At 36.3% G+C, this 21,656-nt stretch carries 15 protein-coding genes and 1 other RNA gene; 4 read left to right on the top strand and 12 right to left on the bottom strand.

The window, feature by feature from the left end:
• From ACZIX2_RS10690 to ACZIX2_RS10650, 9 genes are all read right to left on the bottom strand, one after another.
• On the bottom strand, positions 1-2,811 hold a 2,811-nt coding region (locus ACZIX2_RS10690), incomplete at its 3' end, for a golvesin C-terminal-like domain-containing protein (protein ID WP_463340076.1).
• 518 nt (positions 2,812-3,329) lie between these two features.
• Positions 3,330-4,187, bottom strand: coding sequence for an endonuclease/exonuclease/phosphatase family protein (locus tag ACZIX2_RS10685; protein ID WP_463340075.1), 858 nt, complete (start codon positions 4,185-4,187; stop codon positions 3,330-3,332).
• A 330-nt stretch (positions 4,188-4,517) separates the two neighbouring features.
• Positions 4,518-5,573, bottom strand: coding sequence for a porin (locus ACZIX2_RS10680; protein ID WP_463340074.1), 1,056 nt, complete (start codon positions 5,571-5,573; stop codon positions 4,518-4,520).
• A gap of 135 nt (positions 5,574-5,708) precedes the next feature.
• A complete protein-coding gene (locus ACZIX2_RS10675) occupies positions 5,709-7,682 on the bottom strand; it encodes a KUP/HAK/KT family potassium transporter (protein ID WP_463340073.1) in 1,974 nt (657 codons plus the stop codon).
• Positions 7,683-7,782: 100 nt separating this feature from the next.
• Positions 7,783-8,460 (bottom strand): response regulator, encoded by a 678-nt coding sequence (locus tag ACZIX2_RS10670; RefSeq protein ID WP_463340072.1) that lies wholly within the window; start codon positions 8,458-8,460, stop codon positions 7,783-7,785.
• Positions 8,453-9,535: a sensor histidine kinase gene (locus ACZIX2_RS10665; RefSeq protein WP_463340071.1), complete on the bottom strand. Its 1,083-nt coding sequence runs from the start codon at positions 9,533-9,535 to the stop codon at positions 8,453-8,455. Before ACZIX2_RS10665 ends, ACZIX2_RS10670 begins: the two co-directional genes overlap by 8 nt.
• A 120-nt stretch (positions 9,536-9,655) precedes the next feature.
• Positions 9,656-10,921: a DUF3370 family protein gene (locus ACZIX2_RS10660; RefSeq protein WP_463340070.1), complete on the bottom strand. Its 1,266-nt coding sequence runs from the start codon at positions 10,919-10,921 to the stop codon at positions 9,656-9,658.
• A 293-nt stretch (positions 10,922-11,214) separates the two neighbouring features.
• Positions 11,215-11,611, bottom strand: a transfer-messenger RNA (tmRNA) gene (gene ssrA, locus ACZIX2_RS10655).
• A 79-nt stretch (positions 11,612-11,690) separates the two neighbouring features.
• A complete protein-coding gene (locus ACZIX2_RS10650) occupies positions 11,691-12,893 on the bottom strand; it encodes a serine hydrolase domain-containing protein (RefSeq protein ID WP_463340069.1) in 1,203 nt (400 codons plus the stop codon).
• Positions 12,894-13,142: 249 nt separating this feature from the next.
• On the opposite strand from ACZIX2_RS10650, the gene ACZIX2_RS10645 reads away from it, so the two are divergent.
• Both ACZIX2_RS10645 and ACZIX2_RS10640 read left to right on the top strand, forming a co-directional pair.
• Positions 13,143-14,345, top strand: a complete 1,203-nt coding sequence (locus tag ACZIX2_RS10645; protein ID WP_463340068.1) for an NAD(P)-dependent oxidoreductase — start codon at positions 13,143-13,145, stop codon at positions 14,343-14,345.
• A 151-nt stretch (positions 14,346-14,496) separates the two neighbouring features.
• The gene (locus ACZIX2_RS10640; RefSeq protein ID WP_463340067.1) at positions 14,497-14,673 is read left to right on the top strand and encodes a hypothetical protein; all 177 of its coding nucleotides are present in this window, start codon (positions 14,497-14,499) and stop codon (positions 14,671-14,673) included.
• A 102-nt stretch (positions 14,674-14,775) separates the two neighbouring features.
• Here ACZIX2_RS10640 and ACZIX2_RS10635 read toward each other — a convergent pair whose 3' ends face one another.
• Together ACZIX2_RS10635 and arsC are read right to left on the bottom strand one after the other, a co-directional pair.
• Positions 14,776-17,220, bottom strand: coding sequence for a TonB-dependent receptor (locus ACZIX2_RS10635; protein ID WP_463340066.1), 2,445 nt, complete (start codon positions 17,218-17,220; stop codon positions 14,776-14,778).
• Positions 17,221-17,299: 79 nt separating this feature from the next.
• Positions 17,300-17,650 carry an arsenate reductase (glutaredoxin) gene (gene arsC, locus ACZIX2_RS10630; protein WP_463340065.1) on the bottom strand — a complete coding sequence of 117 codons (351 nt, stop codon included), beginning with the start codon at positions 17,648-17,650 and terminating at the stop codon, positions 17,300-17,302.
• Between the two features lie 173 nt (positions 17,651-17,823).
• Between arsC and ACZIX2_RS10625 the strand changes: the two genes are divergently transcribed.
• The gene (locus ACZIX2_RS10625) at positions 17,824-18,672 is read left to right on the top strand and encodes a lysostaphin resistance A-like protein (RefSeq protein ID WP_463340064.1); all 849 of its coding nucleotides are present in this window, start codon (positions 17,824-17,826) and stop codon (positions 18,670-18,672) included.
• A 25-nt stretch (positions 18,673-18,697) separates the two neighbouring features.
• Positions 18,698-19,750, top strand: a complete 1,053-nt coding sequence (locus ACZIX2_RS10620; protein ID WP_463340063.1) for an AMP-binding protein — start codon at positions 18,698-18,700, stop codon at positions 19,748-19,750.
• Positions 19,751-19,921: 171 nt separating this feature from the next.
• On the opposite strand, the gene ACZIX2_RS10615 is transcribed toward ACZIX2_RS10620, so the two are convergent.
• Positions 19,922-21,550 carry an acyl-CoA carboxylase subunit beta gene (locus tag ACZIX2_RS10615; protein ID WP_463340062.1) on the bottom strand — a complete coding sequence of 543 codons (1,629 nt, stop codon included), beginning with the start codon at positions 21,548-21,550 and terminating at the stop codon, positions 19,922-19,924.
• Positions 21,551-21,656 lie beyond the last annotated feature (106 nt).

Here is a 21,656-nt window from a genome sequence, read left to right as displayed (position 1 = left end):
GTTGGGGAAAGTCCAGGCATAGGAAGTGGCTCCTGTGGAAGTATTGGTTAGTGTAAGTGATTCGCCTGTGGCTACTTCCACATAAGGGCTGGTGAATCCTGCGGTAACTTCGGTAAAAGGATTTACGGTAATCGTTCCAGAAGCGCTAGCTGCGGGACTACATCCTCCGATGGTTGTAATGGTATAGTTGTAGACACCTAAAGCTGTAGGAGTGCCCGATAGGGTTAGGGTTCCGGCGTTGAAATTGGCAGTAACCCCAGCTGGTAGTCCAACAACAGTAGCATCGGTTGCGGTGCTGTGTAGGGTGTAAGTAATGTTGGTTATGGCAGCATTCAAACACACGGACTGGTTGGAGGTTGCAGTTGACGAACTTAAAGTGATGCTTGAAGCAGGATTGACCACTACAGCATCAGTCAGTGTTTTGGTGTTGGAGCCTGAGGCATTACTAGCTGTTAAAGAGGCGTTGAAAGTACCTGAATTAGAGTAAGTCACCACAGGGTTTGGGTCGGTACTGGATGCGGGAGTACCTCCTGGGAAGGACCAATTGAAGCTAGTGGCGTTAGTAGAGGTGTTGGTATAGGAGATGGTTTGGCCAGGGCAGATTGTTGTATTGGAAGTTGTGAAATCGGCCACGGCAAGCTGTCCTGAAGGTTCGGTACAATCGATAAATACAAAGCGAACGGCATCGGCAATAACTACTCCATTAGTAGCGGTAGTTCTTATGGTGACTTTATCATTGGCAGAAGCTGTAAAGTTGTATTTGCCCAAAGACACCCAAACGCCATTATTGAGTTGTTGATTCACGGTAGTGGTTGTGGTACCGGTTTCATGAATTACATCAATAGGAACATTGGTTGCACGATTAGTACCAGCGGTATGTTTTACAAAAACCTCATAGTTTCCACGTTGTGGTAAGTTTGGTATATAGGTTACAGTACTAGCTCCTTTGTTAGTATTGTTGTCGTGAATATAGTCTGCTCCCTCGTATCCTGCTGTGGAAGTAGAGGTTAGCCAAGTGCCCACAATCGTAGCATTGGGATTATCTACGATTACACTGGTGGTGGCTGGCACCGAACAGTTGATGCTTTTGGGCGTAAAGGCAATGGGTGTAGAATATTTTGAAGTTCCAGTAGCGGCACTATAGCTTCGGATGGTGTAATAGTAGGTAGTGCCACCTTGAGGGCGTTCTGCTACTTGTGCGCTAACTTGATCCCAAGTAAAGGATGTGGTGGTATTGGTGGTTTGGTTGACTACCACTGTACTGTTGGGGGTGGTGGCCGAGGTGAATCCGTTGGTATCGGTCCATCCGGTGTTGGATTTGGATACTTGCAAGCGGTAATCACCATTGGTTACATTGGAAGTCCAAGTAAAGGTAACGGGAGTGTTAACGTAAAGCTGATTGGCTGTGGGAGCTGTGGGGTTGGGAATATAGTTAACTCCACCGTTTGCAATTTTAGTCAATAAAACATTCCAGCGCGCAGTAGTAAGATTAGGACAATCGGTTCCTGAATTTACATCATTATGTCCGTAAATAGCTCTGTTTCCGTTCGTCACTCTTCTAGTTTTTGAAATGCCGTATCGGTCGCATACATCAATGGCAAGACTGGCGGCGGCATCCAACATGGGCTGACTATCCCACATGGCTAGATTGGTTGCGAGTACTTCGTGTTCGGTACTTACACCAGCTCCATTCCATTGGGGTTGACCCGAAACGCCTTGTGAATAGGCACGATCTGCTTCTCGAACTACCTGTGAGATTTCGCCATCTGAATTTCTTATGCAATAATGTGCAGAAGTGGGTGTGGTTCTACTACAATCATTAAAATAGGAAATAGCACCTTCATATGTACCAGTTGCCATGTAATGAACAAAATAATAATCAACCCCATATCCATTGCGACCTACTCCGTAATTACAAGCGGTGATTCTGTCCTTTGCTGTTGGATAATCAACGGCATTTGTGGCAGTACTTTTTGCGGTTTTTGAAGCGTTATTGGTGATGTTTTTTTGGACTAAAACTTCACTGTATTTTGAAGGATTAATATTGATGATTTCTTTCCAAAGGGTTATGGATTTTGAACCATTTTTGATTACTTTGTAAAATCTATCTGCCAAGGAGGTTTTCATGGCTTCATCCGTTAAGCCAGTTAGCTGTCGTGTAGCATCGTACCATGCTCCTAGGTCTGTGGCTGATTTATCTTTTTGATAATATCTTAGTAAAGCCGCAGCGGCTCTAATATTAGTTCGAGGATCCGTTTTGATTGCTTCAGATGTAACTTTTAGCATTTTTGCCGCTTGCGCTATTTGATTAATTCTGTCGCTTTCAATGAGTCCCATAACCCCCCAAGATCCATAGAATGAACCTGGTACTTGAACCCAGTTACTTTGTACTTGACCCACGGCCATTAAAATTTCGACGGGTACCTTGAATTCTCTGCTGGCATTTCTAAAGTATTTTAGCATGGTAGCTACAGAGGGTTGTGGTTTTTTTAACCAATCACTCAAAAGATGACTGTTATGAGAACATTCTAATTCCTCATTGTGTTTTTGGTGTGCATTTGCTTTTGGATTTTTAGAAATTACAGACATGTCCATTAAATAGGTGTCCAGATTTCTTTGTACCAACTCGTCGCCATTTGAATTTTTAATTCTTTTGATTGGTGTTTTGATGTAGCGTTCTGCTAGTGAAATCAACTCCTTTTCGGAATACATTTTTTGTGGTGTTTTCTGGGCAAAAGCTCCCAAAACCATCATAAAAATCAAAATTGTGGTGGTTTGATTTTTAATTTTAGTTAGTAGTTTTTTGGTCATAATTTTTGTTATATTTTAAATTGTTTTTTGGAAATTTTAAACAATAATATAACTTTTATATCTGATTAGCAATTAATTAAATAAAATATTTATCAATGGATTAGTAAATTAAAAATTTTACTAACTATAACAAGGCCTGTATAGTGTTGTAAAATTTGCAATAAAAATGTTAAATCATTAATAAAACAAGGGATGCTTGTTTAGGTGTGTTGCTTAAAAACGCAATTACATTAAGTGTAAAAGAAGAAGAAAAAAATTTTTTTTTAATGACATGCTTGGTCAAGAATGTTTTCTCTCTGAATGGACACACATTTTACTTAAAAAAAAATTAAATATTCACACTAATGGTTTTAATATTAATGCAATTACGACCTAAAGATTTTTATGTATTTAAAAAATAAAGGTCTGAAGGTAGTATTTTGTGAAAGCCGAAGTGTATTTTTTATGTGTAAACTTGTTTAAAAAGCGCGCTGTTTGCGAATCATTTGAATCGTTGGAAAAAAAATGCTGTTTATTTTTTATTTTTTTTTAGAGGCTACACGTAATTCTACAAATACAGGAAAATGATCGGATGGGAATTTTAAATCTTTAGCGTCTGTTAATACGGCATATTTTAAGACTTCAAAAGGATTGTTTTTAGACAGAAAAATATAGTCAATTCTGTCCTTTACAGGGAAAGAGTATTGGAATCCGTTAAACGTTCCATCAGGACCAAAAGGTTTTTCTATAGAAATTTCTTTAGCATCGTCCATTGTGTTTTTTAAAGTAACGATACGTTCTTCTGAAGGTTTTGTGTTAAAATCGCCCATTAAAATAACGGGGTATTTTTGAGTATTGAGTTGATTGATTTGATTACTGATCAAGGTTAATCCTTTAGTTTTGGCTTCTTCACCTACATGATCCAAATGGGTGTTGAAAATCCAGAAATACTGTTTACTTTTTTTATCTTTTAATAGGGCATAGGTACAAACTCTATTATAAGCAGCATCCCAGCCTTTGGAAATTCTTTCAGGAGTTGAAGAAAGCCAAAAAGTATTGGTTTGTATTAATTTGAAGCGATCTTTTTTAACATAAATTGTTGATGCTTCGCCTTTGTTTTTGCCTTCACGTGCAATTCCAACACTATAATATTGACTAAACGCTCTATTCAAGTCGTCTACTTGATTTGGTGTTGCTTCTTGGATACCAAAAGCATCTGGAGCATAAAATTGAATCTGACTCATTAAAAAATCCTTCCGATTGGGCCATGCGTTTTCACCATCGCTTGCTAAATCTAATCGGATATTATAGGACATAATTTTTAAGGACTGTGTATGTCCAAGGTTGGTGATTAACCCGAGAACTATACTGTAAAAAATGGTGATGTATTTGTTCATACGATAATTTTATGTGAGGAGATAGTTTCAATGCTACTACTTTGTGAAATTACTATAAATAGGAATCATGTAAAACAGCTTTGTTTTAACTTAAGTAATTTTTAACACTAAAGTTGATCAAGGATAAATTCCTCTACATAAAATTGTTTTGGGTAACCAATTGTACTGCTTTAACTTTTGGTTGTAAACTAAGTTTTGAATTGTATAATTGTACTTCTTTGATTTTGGACGTTATTGTAAACCCTGTGCAGGAGAAAGACAAAGCCCAATCGAAATGGATTGGGCTTTTTTTGTTATGTAATTGATTACAATCGGATAGAGTAGTGTTTTCTATATTTTTATTGTTAATGCGGAAGTAGCAGAAAAGTTGTTGTTGTTATTGAAAATAGCGTCACTGGCGAGGTACTTTTTGATTTCAAAACGCCACCAAACGTTATCCTGTAATTGCAGGTCAACATTGGTAGAACATCCAAAAACTTGAAATCCATTAGGGGTATTTGTGGTAATGAAGAGTTGTTTTTTATCGTTATAATATTCTCCTCTTATCGTTAGGTTGTATTTGTCTTTTGGTTTGAATCGAAGCATAATAATTGGAGCATATAAGATGTTATACTTAGATTTGACATCTCGATCCGAACCCAAATCTACTCCAGCAATTATACCCCATTTTGGAAAGGGCTCCACTATAGCATAAAAATTATGGTAGGTTCTCCATGCTTTTAAGCTGTCTGCTTTGTCTGTACCGATGAAGTTGCTATAATTTAAGCTTATCTTTTGGGAAGGTTTATAAAAGATTTGTATTCCAAAAGAAGGTTTTTGAATCGCATCCGTTTTTTTAATTTTTTGCCAGCCATTTAAAAGTAAAAAAGAGATGTTTAATTTTTCGGAAGGATTGGTGTAAGCCATTTTGATTCCCGTTTCATAATAGGGGCTGTTTTCGGCGAGTATGCTTCGGGTGAGGGTCCAACAATCGGCACCAATGGCACTTTCAAATCCAATGTGAGAGGGCATAATGCCAGCATCAATCCATAGGTTATGTTTTTTTGAAATTTTAAAACCCACATTAGTTTCGAAAATATTTTGTGCCCAATTGGGTTCTGCTGCTAGATTGTATTGTGCATAGTTGCCCATCATGAGGGCAGCATTGGCTCTGATGTTGTCTTGAGTATAAGTAGCTTTTACCAATGCTAAATTCACATTAATTTCGTTATGCCTTTTGTGATTGTAGACAAATATTGGTTTGTCGTGGTTTTGTGGATTGTCAAAATCATAACTATAATACAATTCGCCATAGGCTTGGAATTGCAAAGATTTGATAGAATCCTTTTGTCCAAATAAGGTCCATGTGCATAAAAAAGATACTATTGTGAAGAAAAATAGTTTCATATATTGTATTGTTTTATAAGAGGAAGTTCACCTATTTTTATTTTCTTCCCTTGTGTCTTTGCATCGGAATACACAAAGTAGGGAAATTAAAGTTTGAACGGCAACTTTACAATTTCCCTACTTAGGTTCATTCATTTATTTTCTAATTTCTCTTATCAATTGAATGTTTTCAATGGGTTGATAAACTAATGGAATTTGTTCTATCTCAATGTCTGATTTTTCAAGACCAAAAGCTTTTTCATCACTTAATCCAAGACGTTTCAATAAGAAATAGGAATTTAATAGAATGCCTTCTCTTAGTGCAAATTCATTTTCGATGGACAGGAATTTTTCAATCACTACAAATTTAAAATCGGGTTCGGTATTGTATTTACTAGAACCATCAGGGCGAATATGTAAATTGAGTTCTTTGTTGGCCACCAATTCTTTGACAATATTTTTAAAGTAAAGTTCGGTTTTAGGCTGAATTCGAAAGCCCACATTGATGTTTATTTTGATTACTTTATCATCTACTAATTCGGTTACATCATAGGACAACGTAAACGGATCTTCTGTACGATTGATGTGCACAAACCAATAGACATCGGCTCTTTTTGGTTTTTTGGCGAAAATAGATTTTATAATCTTTTCTTCAATTTCGTGTCTTCTATTGGCTTTGGTGAGATAGATTAGATGTGTGGCAAATTTTGGTATAGCGTCATCTTGACTTAGTTCCGATAATTTAGCGCTGTATTTGCCCAACTCAATGAATTTAGTAAAACGATTATTGATTTTACGAGCGAAATACCAAACATACATGATCGTGAATATGAATAATTCAAAGAACAAGAACATCCATCTTTCTTTGATTTTTGCCACATTGGCAATGAAGAATGCGATTTCAATAGCCGCAAAAATACTTAAAAACAAAAAGACATAGGCTTTTTTCCATTTTAAACGATAATAAATGAAATAACTCAACAATAGTGTTGTCATCATCATGGTTACCGTAATTGAAAATCCGTAAGCGGCTTCCATATGGGCACTTTCTTTAAAATAGACCATCATTAGAATACAACCAAACCAAAGAATGGTATTGATACTAGGAATATAGACTTGTCCTTTGCTGTCACTAGGCTGTTTAACAGTTACTCTAGGCCAAAAATTAAGACTCATTCCTTCGCTAATAAGGGTATAACTACCACTAATTAAGGCTTGGGAGGCAATAATTGTAGCTGCAGTAGCTATTAGGATACTGGGCAATAAAAACCAATTAGGCACAGTTTCAAAGAAAGGGTTTCTACCGTTCAAGAAGGGTTGACCTTGGTGCATTAACCAAGCGGCTTGACCTAAGTAGCAAACGATTAAACTTGTTTTGACAAAAATCCAAGTAATGCGAATGTTTTTTATACCGCAATGTCCTAGGTCAGAATACAGTGCTTCAGCTCCTGTGGTACAGAGAAAAACGGCTCCCAACAACCAAAAACCATGAGGATAATTAGCTAATAAATTATAGGCATAATAGGGATTTAAGGCTTGAATAATGTCGGGATGTAAGCTAATTTGATGTAATCCTACCACGAATAACATACTAAACCAAACAGCCATAATAGGACCGAAGGCTTTACCTACTATTTGCGTTCCGAAGCGTTGAAAGAAAAATAGTAAAGACAATATCGCTACAACAATTCCAATTGTTAAGGTATTTCCGGGGACAATTATTTTTTCTAGTCCTTTCACTAATCCTAAACCTTCAATGGCTGTTGATACGGAAATTGGAGGGGTAATAATGCCATCGGCTAGCAATGTAGTGGCGCCTAAAATAGTAGGAATTACTAATTTTTTTCCGTAACGTCTTACTAAGGCATACAATGAAAAAATTCCGCCTTCACCATGATTGTCTGCTTGCAGGGTGATCCAAATGTATTTGATCGTGGTTTGGAAAACTAAGGTCCAAAAGACACAAGAAACGCCTCCGTATACCAACGCTTCACTAATAGGGCGATCTCCAATAACGGCTCTTAATGCGTATAAAGGGCTGGTTCCTATGTCGCCATAAATTATCCCGAGTGCTACCAAAAGTGAGGCCACCGTAACTTTATTAGCCCCACCATTTTTTGTTGTATTCATTATTTTTATTGATTTAAAAAATTAACGATACAAATTTCAGGGTAAAGGCATTAGTAAGTTATAAAGAATGTATGGTGGGATATAAAGATTTTATAAAGATTTAGGTAAAGCGGTATCCTACACCACTTTCGGTAATAATGTGTTGGGGGTGATTAGGATGTTCTTCGATTTTTTTGCGAAGTGTACCTATGAATACTCTTAGGTATTGTGTTTCAGTTTGGTAGGGTAGTCCCCAAATTTCTTTTAGAATATATTGATGGGTTAACACTCGTCCAATATTTTTCATGAACAAAGCCATTAAATTGAACTCGGTAGCGGTAAGTTTTATGATTTCGTCCTTTTTGGAGACTGTTCTTGCGCCGAAGTCAATTTTTATATCGCCACAGGATTGGATGGTTGCGTCGTTTACTATATCATTTCTGCGTAATACAGCGCGGATACGCGCTAAGAGTTCGGCATTGCGAAAAGGCTTGGAAAGATAGTCTGTAGCTCCATTATCCAGAGCTTTTACAATGTCTTCCTCACTGTTTTGAACCGATAGCATAATGATGCCTTTGTTGTACCATGTGCGCAACTCTTTTAGCATATCGTGCCCGCTTTTATCGGGCAAATTGATGTCTAATAAGATGACATCTGGAGGGTGGTTAATAGCGAGTAACACGCCTTCCTTGGCGGTTTCGGCAAGATGTACTTTATAATCATGGGTTTCTAAGGTGATTTGTAATAGTTTACGAATTGGGGCTTCATCGTCTATGACGAGTATTTCGGGTTTATTCATTTTTAAGCTGATTTATATAGGAGGTTAGAGTTGGTAATGTTATAGTGAAAGCAGCTCCCGAATTGGGAAGGTTTTTCAAATGAATGGTGCCATTATGAGCTTCGGTGAATCCTTTTACTATGGATAAGCCCAAGCCACTTCCACCGGTTTTGGAATTAGGAATTCGGTAAAATTTATCAAAAACTAACGCTATTTTTTCAACAGGAAATCCGGGTCCGTTGTCTGAAACTGTGATAATACAAGTATCTTGTTCTGTTTTGGCTTCAATGGTAATTATTGAATTTGTTGGGGTATATAAAATCGCATTATTGATTAGATTTTGAAGGACTTCTTGAATGATTCCGCTATCTAGTTTGACTAAGGGAACTTGTTCATCGGGATTAAAAATAATGGTGTGTTCTTCTACAAGAGCCTTAGTTTTTTGAATCACCGTAAAGATCAGTTCGTTGATATCGCACCAATCTCTATTAAGTTGTAACATTCCTGTTTCTAGACGACTCATGTTTAATAAGTTTTCTACTTGTCTGTCTAGACGAATGCTAGCTTTGTCAATTTCTTCTAAAAGCACTGTATGATTTGCAGTAGAGAGTTTGCAGTTGTTATCTTTAAGCGTATCAATAGCACTAATAATAGTAGCAATTGGAGTTCTTAACTCATGGGATAGCGAGTTTAATAGGGTAGTGTATAACTGTATGGTTTTTTCTTTTTCTTCTTTGTCTCTCGCTTTTTGCTCCGCTTCTCGGATGTTGAAAGTTAACACTGCATTGACAAGAGCAATAAATAGGTAAACAAAAAAAAGCAACACATCCTCTGAAGTATCAATATGAAACGTATATAAGGGATGGATAAAAAAGTAATTTAAAAGTAAACCGCTTAATACTGCCGTCATTACTACGGGAATAATATCAAAAAACATAGCTATTATTGATACGGTCATCAATAACAACAAGGCAGTGATGCGATAATCGATGTAATTGGAAGCCAAAAAACACAACAAGGCTATGATTACCACCAAGAGGATGCTGTATAGACATTGTTTGATAAGGGGAAGATTTTTGAGGCTTAGTTTATACAAGATGTAATTTTTAAGATGAAACTCGTTTTTTTTTTGCAAAAACAAAAATACTACAAATTTCGAGAGTAATAAAAAAGCCTAAATGATTAGGCTTTTTATGTTATTGAAGATAAATATTGTTTAATTGTTTTGCTCTAGAATTAACTGCTGTCCGGTAGTAATTAATCCAGGTACATAAAAAGTTAGTGTTGCATTAAATAGCGAATTGGCTGGAATGTTCCAAGTGGCCAATGTTTGTTTGGGTTGGGTGGGTGTGGTGTAAATGTTTTTTAAAGTGCCATTTAAAGTAATCGGCCCATTGTAAGTAAAAGAAGGCGAGTTGGTGGTTGCGGTAAAATTGGAGGCAAAAGATAAGGATACACTTTTGGCAGTTGCGTTAGGGTTGGTTAATTGTAGCGTAATGCTGTATTTATGACTATAATTCCCATATGTGTTTTGTGCCACATTAGCAAGTGTGTACAGAGCGGGAGCATTTTGATTTTGTAAATACACCCCATTTACGGCGAATTTGCTACTTGTATTCAAACAAAGACCTAAATAAGCCGGACCTGATGCTAAAGTTATAGGGGTTGTTCCTGCCCATCCCGAAGCACTATATATCCCTGCTTCTCTTCCGTAACTGTTTGTTCCTTCGGTATAGACATCACCCGATGCAGGTGTTTGTGTTAAAGCAATAGCATCAGCTAAATTGCCAGTAGAAGTGATAATAGTGTACACGTATACCCCTTGCGATGCAGTGATTTCATAAGCACCATCGACCATATTGCTATGAAGTAATTGAGTTTTGTATACTTCATATACTTTGCTTGGGTTGATTGTGATGTTGTTAAAAGTAGTTCTCGGCGTGTTTTGTAATTGATCTTTGGAAACAAAATAACTTTGTCCGGTCCCAATACCATTCAGAGGTTTTTCGGCATTGGTATAGGTAGATCCTTTGCCTGAAATGGTTACAGCGGTTGTTTGTGGGTTAGAAACTAACACATGCAGGTATTTAGTAGCATTAGATCGGTTAATATGAAAAAGATACACACCAAAAGTACCAGCAATTGGATTGGAAGACCCACCACGAGTTGCGTCCACTCGAGCATTTTGCATTAACCATCCATCACCATAAAACACTTCGGGATTGTTGCTTTTCCAAACGGGATTACCGGCTAAGGCTCCACCTAAGGGTTTCAAGTTGTTTAAGGCTACAATTGGTGTAGATAAAGTACCTGCTGTCCAATCGGTAGCAGCAATTGCGGCAGTAAAAGTAGAACGAGCCGTAAGGCTTTTGGTGGTTTTTTCTATAGTTGTTGTTTCTAATTTTTCAGTTGGACTCTCTGGAGTACAAGAAATGAATGAAACTGTTAGAAGAAAACTTGTAATCATGTGGTATTTTTTCATAATTTAAAGTGATTTTGGTTAATAGATTATGTTTTATTAAAAAACAAAGGTTTTATAAATGTAATATTAATTTTATTTAAAATCAAAATATATGATAATAAATATTTTTCTCAATTAATATCGATAGTTTGTGGTAGCATAAACGTTCCAACTCAAGGATGTTGAATGAGGTTTAGTTTAAGTTTTTCAACTCAAAGTCTATACCTAATGCTGTGTGATTTCAGCCAAATGAAAAACAAAAAAGCCTGTAAATCGTAAGATTTACAGGCTTTTGTACTTTTTTGAAAAAGTAAAAGTGGAGTCGCCGAGAATCGAACTCGGGTCCAAACAAGCAACTAAAAGGCTTTCTACACGTTTAGTTTCTGCTTGGGTTTTCGATTGCAGGCTAGGCCAGAAACCGCCACATGCAACTTATCTTCTTACTTTCGACTACCACCCGAAGCTCATGGTAATCTAGGTTTATTTTTACGGTTCCCCTGTACTGACCGCCACAAACCAAGGCTTTCAAGGAGAATCCAGCTTTCCTACCTTGTAGGAACGTGGCGCAATCTTACTATAATTCGGATTAAGCAGCTAGAGCGTAGTTATTTTCGCCGTTTAAAAGTGTGAGATCTTATATTCACGAGCAAGGTCTCAATGCTCGACGTGCTTACTTTTCAATTCGACTTGCTGTCAAAACCAGTCGACCCCATATTTATGCGTGTGCAAATATACTTTTTTGTTGTTTATCTTCTCAATTATTATGCCGTTTTATTAAAAAAAAGCAGGGCTATTCTTCGTCCTCTAATTTGAAAGGATAATCGCCAAATAATTTGGCTAATTTTCGAACCGCATAGGTACTTCGGGTCATTTTGTTGGAAAGCGCAATAATTACTACTTTCTCTTTTGGTAATGTAATATATGACGAGGTGTTGCCGTGCCACCACCCATTGTGAAAATAGAAGTTTTGACCGGTTTCCCAATTGATCATGCGGATGCCGAGACCGTAATTTTTGGTACCTTTACGCTCGTTGCTGTAAGGGGTAAATACTTGTTTCCAAAGTTCAGGTTCCAAAAAGTTCGGAGCATTGCGTGCCAAATCAAATTTTAGCAAGTCTCTTGGTGTAGAATAAATGTTTTTGTCGCCATACACGCCATCCAAATAATCAATTCCAATTTCCACTTTGTTAGCTTTATAGGAAGGAACAATTCTTTTCTTGTCTTTCTTTATATCGCAAACAAAGGTGTGTGTCATGCCAAGGGGCTTGAACAGCATTTTGTCCATAGCTTCAATATAGGAAAGTTTGGTGATTTTTTCTATAATTAAGGCTAACATAGCATAATTGGTATTGCAATACGCAAAACGGGTTCCTGTTCTGGATTCTAAACCGACATCTTTAGTAGCCATTAAGTCTAAAACATCTTGGTTGGTCAGCGTTTTTTTACGGTCCCAAATGTTGTGTTTTCGGTCTGTAAAATAAGCGTAATTACGCATGCCACTTCGATGATTTAGTAGCATTCTAACAGTAACATCGGGATATGGAAAGGTTTTTAAAATGGTATTGACTTTTTGATCCAAATCCAATCGCTTGGCATTGACTAATTTTAAAACCACTGTTGCAGTCAATACTTTACTTACAGAAGCTATATGCAAAGGGGTATCTGCAGTTATTTTTTCCTCGTCTCTTAGATGGGTGTAACCATTATATTTTTCATAGATGATTTGTCCATTTTGAGCCACTAACAGACTACCATTCATGGTTTCGTTGGGCCAGTTTTTTTGGTAAAAAGCCTCAATTTTCTGTTTCTTATCGTTAAGATAAGGGGCACTTAGTAACGTACTGTCTTTTGTAGCGGGTTTTACAATAGGCAATACGTTTTTGGGTAATTGTGCGTCTGTTAATTCTATTTTTTTTTCTTCTTTTTTGCAAGAAGAAAATACCAAAATAGAAGAAAAAAGTGAGAGTATATATGATTTGTAATGTGTGGTCATTGTCAAAAATTAAAAAGCGCAAATATATATAAACGATTGATTTTCCCTTCTGATTTTAGCTAAAAAATAACTGTCAAATGGCGTTAAAATTGTATTTAACATCTTTGAAATTTGATAGGAAATAGACTAATATTGCCTATATTTTTTTTGTTACTATTAAAAAATTAATTCGTGATTCGGATATATTGTTATATTTGTAACAAATAACCTAACTAAAGTTAAATAATAATTTTAATCAAAAACTCTACAATGAAATTTGGAATACTAAAAGAGCGTAAAAATCCACCGGATCGCAGGGTAGTTTTTTCGCCTGAAGCCCTAATTACGATTCAACAGCAATTTCCAGCGGTTACTTTCAAAGTTGAACCTTCTGACATACGTGTTTTTTCAGATGATGACTACAGGAAACTGGGAATAGAAGTTACTACCGATCTTTCGGATTGTGAGGTGCTTTTTGGGGTGAAAGAAATACCAGTGGATGCACTAATTCCAAATAAAAAGTACTTTTTCTTTTCGCATACCATAAAAAAGCAGCCCTATAATCGCAAATTATTACAAGCAATACTTGATAAAAACATTAGTTTGTTTGACCACGAAACCATAGTCGATGCCAATCAAAGAAGGTTAATTGGATTTGGACGTTATGCCGGTATAGTGGGGGCCTATAATGCAATTAGAGCTTTTGGTGTCAAGTATGAGCTTTTTAAAATGCCAAAGGCCGAAACCTTGCAAGGGATGGAAAGTTTGGTGCATCAATTAAAACGTCAAATACTTCCTCCTATTAAAATTGTAGTTACTGGTACGGGTAAAGTAGGTAGCGGAATCAAAGAAATCTTACTAGCGATGAAAATCAAAGAAGTAGGGGTGGAGGACTTTTTAAACAAAAAATACACACAGCCTGTTTTTACTCAAATTGATGTTTTAGATTATAATCAGCGTAAAGATGGACAACGGTTAGATCATCTTGATTTTTACCAACATCCACAAGAGTATGAATCCCATTTTGAACGTTTTACCAAAGTTGCGGATATCTACATAGCAGGACATTTTCACGGCAATGGTGCGCCGGAAATTTTAAGCCAAGCTATGCTACAAGCTAAAGATTGCCAGTTAAAAGTAGTAGCCGATGTGTCATGTGATGTAAATGGTCCTATTGCATGTACTTTGAGAGCCTCAACAATAGCCGACCCATTTTATGGCTATTTGCCAAGCGAAGGGAAAGAAGTGGATGTTTTTCATCCAGCAGCGATAGTGGTGATGGCAGTTGATAATCTACCTTGTGAGTTACCCAAAGATGCCAGCGAGGGTTTTGGTCAAATGTTTATTCAACATGTAATACCGGCTTTTTTCAATGGAGATAAAGACGGGATTTTGGCACGTTCTCAAATGACCGAAAATGGTCGTTTAACCGATCGATTTAGTTATTTACAAAACTATGTAGATGGGAAATAAAAAAGTGTGTTAGGGTAAGGTTGCTCTTATGTTTCTCAGTGCGAAATCGTTATATTGTCTTTTTAAAAAAAGTTAAGTTTTTCAAAAAATTAGTTGGTTTTAAATAAATAATCCTGCTATATTTGTCGCAACATTCAAAATTCCGGAAAACATGTTTGAATTTTCACAGTATCTAGGCTTCTTGCTTTTTTTAACCATCCTAACTATGGGATTTTGGTTGATGTTTTTCTTAGTAGGTTTCATCTCATATTGGGTAGGAGGAGCCTCTTGGGAAGCATATAAAGCAAAAAAAGCGAAGCAAGAACAAGAACAAGAAGAATTAGTATAATCTAATTTTTTAGAATAAAAAAGGACTCAAAGTGAGTCCTTTTTTTTGCTTCTATTTGTTGTTTAAAAAAAAAAAAGACTCGTAGAAACGAGTCTTTTTTTTTTATCCTTGAAATTCCATTTCGCCTTCGTTCATGTTGCGTTTTGGTTTTTCCCTTTCGTTTTTGGGTTTGTTGAAACGGTAAGTGAATGATAACGTAAATTGGCGTTGTCTGAATTGCATTTCGGAATAAGATTCTACTGTTGGTAACTGAGTCTCTGACATCATTTTTCTAGAGTTGAACACATCGTTGATGTTAAAAGCTATAGTTCCTTTGTCTTTCAAAACATCTTTACTAAAGGCTAAATTCATTGCAAAAATTCCTAATCTTTTCCCTTGTGCGTTGTCTTGAGGACCATTATAAGACAAATTGGTTTGCCAATCAATTTTGGCAGGTAAGGTGATTTTTGACGTAAGTCTAGCAGACCAAGAGGTGGCGTCATAGTCGAAGTTTTGGGTGATTTCTTTTCCTTCAAAGTTGGTGTACACAAAATCGCCACGAGTTTGTACAGCAAAAAAGTTGAAGTTACTGTTTAATTTCCACCATTTATATGGAGAATAGTTTAGGGTTACTTCAAATCCGCTTCTGTATTCTGATCCTAAGTTGATAGGAGAGGCAATAACTAAAGGAACGCCGTTGACAAAGTCGCCCGATTCGCGACGAGCAAATTGAAAGGCATCGTTAGTTTTGTTGAAATATAAAGAGGTGTTAAGTGTTACTTTTTCCCATCTTTTGATGTAACCAAAATCAATGGCATCGGTTAATGCAGGATCTAAATCAGGATTTCCTACAAAAATATTGATATTACTAGATAAATTATTAAACGGATTTAAGAAACGACCTCTAGGTCTTTGAATTCTTTTGCTGTAACTGATAGAAGTACTACTGCTTTCTGATAACTCATAGGTAAAAAAGGCACTTGGGAAAAGATTACCGTATTTTTTGGTATTGAAATCATTCGTTTTTAGAAAATTGATATCAATATTAGAATCTTCGTAACGCAAACCAAAAAGCATGGAAAGTTTTTTGACTTTAATGCCGTATTGAGAATAGACTGCATTTACTCTTTCTTTGTACTCCAATAAATTGGTGAAATTTGATACTGATGTACCGCTGGTTTGAACTGCATAATCGGTGTTGAGATTCGTAAAGTCGCCTCGATACCCCGCTTCAAATTGTTGGCCTTTTCCTAAAGGCAACACATAATCTACTACAAATAAGTTTCTTTTTTGGTCTTGATTATTCTTAGTGTCATCAAATTTAACTTGTGATGAGTTTAAGATTTGATCGCTAATCAAAGCTGAATTCAGGTCTTTATTACTGGAAATAGAAATATCGATGCTAAGTTTGTGTCCTTCTTTCTTGAAGTTTTTGATGAAGTTGGACGCATATTCAAAGTTTTCGCTGTCGCTTTTTTCGTTATTTACACGATTACGGGTATATAGATAATTGAAATTGTTGTCGTAAAAGTCTTGGAAGACATTATCCTCATTCTTGCCGTTACTTTTTCGGTAATTGATACTGTTGGTCCATGACGTTGATTTATTCAGGTACCATTCTAATCCAATCGTTCCGTTGTACGCGTTGCTAAAACGATCGTTTTCTCTATTTTCATACACGTAATTTTTGACAGAACCATCGGTATTGAAGTATTTGGAGTTGTTCAGTCCTTGACCGGGATTGTTGCGATTACTGTACCCTTGTGTAGTAAAAAGGTTGAATTTGTTCGTTTTGTAATTTAAAGTTCCACTAAGTCCGTGGTTGTCTGGATAACCCGTGTTAGCAATGAAAGTACCGTTAAAACCTTGATTTTTTCCTTTCTTAAGAATGATATTTAACAATCCACCACCTCCTTCAGCATCATAACGAGCCGATGGGTTGGTTACAACTTCTACTTTTTCAATGGCATCTGCAGGAATCAGACGCAAAGCTTCGGTAACGTTAATGGCATTAGAAGGGCGACCGTCAATCAAGATACGAACGTTTTCGTTTCCTCTAAGACTTACATTCCCTTCGGCATCTACTGCCACAGAGGGGATATTGTCTAAAACATCGCTTACTGTTCCTCCTTTTACGATAAGATCCGAACCTACATTGTACACTTTTTTATCTAATTTTATTTGTACCGTAGTTTTTTCTGCTCGAACTACTACTTCATCAAGCTGCGCTGCATCTTCCTCAAGTGAAATAGTACCTAGGTTTATGTTTTCGTTAAGAGATTTGTTTTTAATTTCTTTAGATTTAAATGAAATAAATTCAATCAAGATGTTGTAATTTCCAGGAAACGCATCTACAGTGAATTCTCCTTTATTGTTTGTGACTCCTCCAGCAATTAGTTTGGGATTATTGATGTTTTTGAGTGTTATTGTAGCATATTCTAGTGGTTGTTTAGAATTTTTTTCAATAATTTTTCCAGTAATTTTAAATTTAGATTTTGATTCTTGAGCAAATAGGTTGCTATGGAAGCAAAGCAAAATGGTGATTAGGGCAATAGTAATTTTGTTCATTATGTTAATTTGATTTTACACTTAGACTAGCAAATGACTCATTGGTTTCAAGGCTAAATGTTAAAAAAAATGTAAAATTTTAAATACGTGTTATAAAAGATTTGATTTTATCCTCTTCACGAGCAATAATTGCTTCGTTTTCAGTTACTAATATGGGGCGTTCCATTAATATTGGAAATTGCAATATTGCATCTATTATTTCATCATCACTTAACTTTTTTCCTTTGAAATGATCTATCCATATCTTTTCCTTTTGGCGTACTAAGTCAATAGGTTGTATCTTTAACTTTTGAAGCAAAGTTTGTAATTCACTTTTATGGAGTGGTGTTGAAAGATAAGTAACCACTTCAAAACTTTTTCCAGAATCTTCAAGCAGAGCTAAACATTGTCGGGACTTACCACAACGATTATTATGAAAAATTTGTAACATTTTTTTGATTTTTTTATGGTGTTATTGGTGATTTATTTGGTATTTTAGAGGACAAAAATAGATTAGTTTTTAAACAAATTCGTCTTGCTCATTGTTAAAATATGTTTATAGAACAAGGTATCCTATTTCGAAATCCCTTTTACAACTATTTAGTTGGAATAATCATGGTCTTTATGGCTACACTTGTAGGGCAGTTGCCCATGTTGTTAGCGGTCTATTGGTCTTCGCAACATGAAGATCGTATCTATCCTCAAAGTCAAGAAGCCATTATGTCTTTTTTTGATCAAAATACTACTTTGTTTTTTTTATTACTACCCTTTGTTTTTGCCTTTGTAGTGTTGTTATTTGTTATTAAGGTATGGCATATGCAACCTCTTCTTACTGTTATCACTTCACGAAGTACTTTGGATTGGGGTAGGGTGTGGTTTTCTTTTGGATTATGGGCTATAATTAGTATCGCGTTTGTGTTGTTGGAATGGTATTTTTATCCAACTCATTTTGTTTGGAATTTTCAGCTGATTCCCTTTTTGGTTTTGTGTCTTCTAGGGGTGTTGTTTATTCCGATTCAAACTTCTACCGAAGAATTGCTTTTTCGAGGTTATTTACTACAAGGTATTGCGACACTTACCCCTTACCGTTGGCTTCCATTGTTATGCACATCAATTGTGTTTGGTTTGTTGCATTTGGCCAATCCTGAAGTGACCAAAATGGGGTATGGACTCTTGGTTTATTACATAGGGACCGGCTTGTTTTTGGGAGTTATTACTATGATGGATGAAGGTATGGAATTGGCACTTGGTTTTCATGCTGCTAACAATTTAATTGGGGCGCTTTTGGTTACCTCACATTGGACTGTTTTTCAGACGCATTCACTGTTAAAAGATGTTTCTGAGCCTAGCTTTGGAATAGATGTATTCTTGCCCGTTTTGTTACTATACCCAATACTTTTGAGTATATTTGTAAAAGTGTATCAGTGGAACCGTTGGAAAGAAAAATTGTTTGGAAAAATTACTAACTTTTGATAATATATATTTAAATACAATACCTATGAAAAACGTCACTTATAAAAATGTTCATAATTTCTTTAAGTTTAATGGTGTTCATTTAGATCGAGAACAATTGTGTATGGTTGCTTATTCTTTTATTAAAGAAGGTGCTGATTTTCAAAAATCCTTAGGCGATTTCTTAATCGATTGGTTTGATGATCGCTCCTATATTGAAATGAAAACTTCTGGTACAACAGGTACCCCCAAGTGGATTCGTGTTGAAAAAGCAGCTATGGTGAATTCGGCCTTGGCTACGGGAGATTTTTTTGGTATTTCTCCTGGAGATAAAGTGTTACATTGTTTGCCTGTTGACTATGTAGCAGGTAAAATGATGTTTGTTCGTTCTTTTATCTTAGGTTTGGATATGGATTTTGTAGAGCCCAATTCTAATCCCTTAGAGTATAATGACGATAAATATGATTTTGCTGCTATGGTTCCCTTGCAAGCCAAAAATTCGCTTTCTAAGTTAAAAAATATTAAGAAGGTCATCATCGGAGGTGTAAAAATTCATAAATCATTGGAACAAGAACTTGTAAAATTGCCTATTGAAATTTATGAAACATATGGAATGACCGAAACCATTACGCATATTGCTGCCAAAAGAGTTGGTCAAAAAGCGTTTAAAACGCTTCCAAATGTAACTGTTTCAGAAAATGAGCATAATTGTTTGGTGGTGCATGCCTCTAAAATCAGCTCCGAACCTATCGTTACCAATGATATAGTTGAAGTGTTATCTGAGAATGAATTTGTATGGTTAGGACGTTTTGATAATGTAATTAACAGTGGTGGGGTAAAGATTTTGCCCGAGCGAGTGGAAGAGAAATTGTCTACTTTTATTCCAAGACGTTATTTTGTTTCTAGTCAAGCCGATGAGGATTTGGGAGAAAAAGTAGTGTTGTATGTCGAAGGTGCTCCTTTGGAAATTGAGGAAAATGTTTTTGCTGGTCTCGATAAATTTGAGAAACCTAGAGCTGTCTTTTTTGTACCTAAGTTTCAAGAGACGGCTACTGGGAAAATTATGAGAGAAGAAAGTAAAGCTTTGATTGCAGTATAGTACATCAAGTTTTATACGAATAAGGAGCCTGCTTGTTTGCAGGCTCTTTTTTTGTATTATGTTTACGGTTTAAGTATAGGATTCTGTATGAAAGTAATTGATTGATAATTAAATATATACATTATTAAACATGTTTTAAAATATTAAAAATCAATAAGTTAACACTTTTAGTTACACCTGTATAACTCCTAAATTAAATGGTTTTTGGATAGGAGCGTGGTTGGCCGCTTCAATTCCTAAGGCAATCCATGTGCGGGTTTCTAGTGGGTCAATTATTGCGTCGGTCCATAGGCGGGAAGCGGCATAGTAGGGAGAAATTTGTTCGTCGTACTTGGCTTTAATTTTATCGAACAATTCTTGTTCTTTTTCGCTGTTTACTATTTCACCTTTTGCCTTTAAAGTGGAAGCTTCGATTTGAGTCAATACTTTGGCTGCTTGCGCTCCACCCATTACGGCTAGTTCAGCACTTGGCCAAGCTACAATTAAGCGAGGGTCATACGCTTTGCCACACATAGCATAATTTCCAGCACCGTACGAATTGCCCACAATGATAGTGAATTTTGGTACAACAGAATTAGCTACAGCATTTACCATTTTAGCTCCATCTTTGATTATTCCCCCATGTTCTGATTTGGAACCTACCATAAAGCCTGTTACATCTTGCAAAAAGACCAGTGGGATTTTCTTTTGGTTACAATTGGCAATAAATCGAGTAGCTTTGTCGGCTGAATCGGAATAGATGACACCACCTAATTGCATTTCTCCTTTTTTCGTTTTGATGACTTTTCTTTGATTGGCCACAATACCTACAGCCCATCCTTCAATACGTGCATAGCCAGTTATGATGGTTTGACCGTAACCTTCTTTGTACGATTCGAATTCCGAATTGTCTACCAATCGTTTAATGATTTCCATCATGTCATAAGGTTCTTGTCTCGATTTAGGGAGGAGTCCGTAAATCTCTTTTTCATCCAAAAGAGGAGGAACTGGATTGGTTTTGTTAAATCCAGCATTTTCATTGTTGCCTATTTTATTCATGATGCGCTTAATTTTGTCAAGGGCATCCGCGTCATCTTTTGCTTTGTAATCAGTCACACCCGAAATTTCGCAGTGGGTTGTAGCTCCTCCTAGCGTTTCATTATCGATAACCTCACCTATGGCTGCTTTGACCAAATAACTACCTGCTAAAAAGATGCTTCCCGTTTTTTCAACAATCAAGGCTTCGTCGCTCATAATTGGCAAATACGCTCCTCCAGCTACACAACTTCCCATCACTGCAGCTATTTGAACAATACCCATACTGCTCATTTGTGCATTGTTTCGAAATATTCTTCCAAAATGTTCTTTATCTGGAAAAATTTCGTCTTGCATGGGCAAATACACTCCTGCACTGTCTACTAAATATATGATAGGAATGTGGTTTTCCATTGCTATTTCTTGGGCTCTAAGGTTTTTCTTGGCCGTAATTGGGAACCAAGCACCTGCTTTGACCGTGGCATCATTGGCGACTATAATGCACAGTTTATGTTGTACATAACCTATTTTTACGATTACTCCACCAGATGGACAGCCTCCGTGTTCAGTATAACAATTCTCGCCAGCAAACCCTCCGATCTCTAGACATACTTGTGGATCATCTAACAAATAATCTATACGTTCACGAGCCGTCCATTTGCCTTCGGCATGAAGTTTTTCAATTCTTTTGATACCTCCACCTAATTTGACTTCGGCCCACTTTTTTCGTAATTGAGTAAGTAAAAGTTTGTTGTGGTCTTCGTTTTGATTAAAATTGATGTCCATAGGTTTGATAGTGAAATGAGTTTTCGCTAATTTACAAAATTGTCTGACATACTTTATCTGTTTCTTTGTTCCTTTTGACTTTTCTTTAGTGGTGAGAGTTAAGATT

This window comes from Flavobacterium riviphilum (assembly GCF_055231795.1).
This window is presented reverse-complemented; position numbering and strand designations above follow the sequence as displayed.